The 589-nt window shown below is 70.1% G+C and carries 2 protein-coding genes; one reads left to right on the top strand and one right to left on the bottom strand.

Annotation, left to right across the window (positions count from 1 at the left end):
- Positions 1-244 (bottom strand): alpha/beta fold hydrolase (locus J0695_RS40075; RefSeq protein ID WP_372445919.1); only part of this gene is annotated, 244 nt, incomplete at its 3' end.
- Between the two features lie 51 nt (positions 245-295).
- Here J0695_RS40075 and J0695_RS40070 point away from each other — a divergent pair.
- Positions 296-577 (top strand): alpha/beta fold hydrolase, encoded by a 282-nt coding sequence (locus J0695_RS40070; protein WP_206969736.1) that lies wholly within the window; start codon positions 296-298, stop codon positions 575-577.
- The last annotated feature ends 12 nt before the right edge of the window (positions 578-589 follow it).

The raw sequence follows: 589 nt of genomic DNA, 5'->3' as shown, positions 1-589 counted from the left end.
GCTCCTCCGTCCACGGCAGATGCCCGGCCCTGCGGAGCGTGACACGCCGTACGTCGGGGAGCGCCGCCTCCAGGGAGTCCACCACTCGGCGGGCCCTGATGTCCTTCGCGCCGTCCACTATGAGGAACGGGATGTCGAGCGTCTCGCACCGGTTGCGCAGCAGGGGACGGCCCCAGCTGCGCTTGTTCTCCGTGTTGTGCGCTTCGTTGGACGCCTGGTTGACGCCGTACCAGGGGGTGGCCATACGCTCGGCCAGCTCCAGGGCGCGGCCCCGGTCCTGGAACTGGCCGAGCGTATGGCCACCCCCTGGTACGGCGTCAACCAGGCGTCCAACGAAGCGCACAACACGGAGAACAAGCGCAGCTGGGGCCGTCCCCTGCTGCGCAACCGGTGCGAGACGCTCGACATCCCGTTCCTCATAGTGGACGGCGCGAAGGACATCAGGGCCCGCCGAGTGGTGGACTCCCTGGAGGCGGCGCTCCCCGACGTACGGCGTGTCACGCTCCGCAGGGCCGGGCATCTGCCGTGGACGGAGGAGCCGGACGGCTTCCGTACGGCAGTCGCCGACTTCCTCTGAGCCCTGCGCGGC

The organism is Streptomyces beijiangensis (genome assembly GCF_017315755.1).
Taxonomy (GTDB): Bacteria; Actinomycetota; Actinomycetes; order Streptomycetales; family Streptomycetaceae; genus Streptomyces; species Streptomyces beijiangensis.
The sequence above is the reverse complement of the archived record's forward strand: the minus strand, read 5'-3'. Positions and strand labels throughout refer to the sequence as shown.

Bases quoted from the DNA above. Each gene is read 5' to 3' on its own strand.
- J0695_RS40070 (WP_206969736.1), top strand. From the start codon at position 296: ATGGCCACCCCCTGGTACGGCGTCAACCAGGCGTCCAACGAAGCGCAC.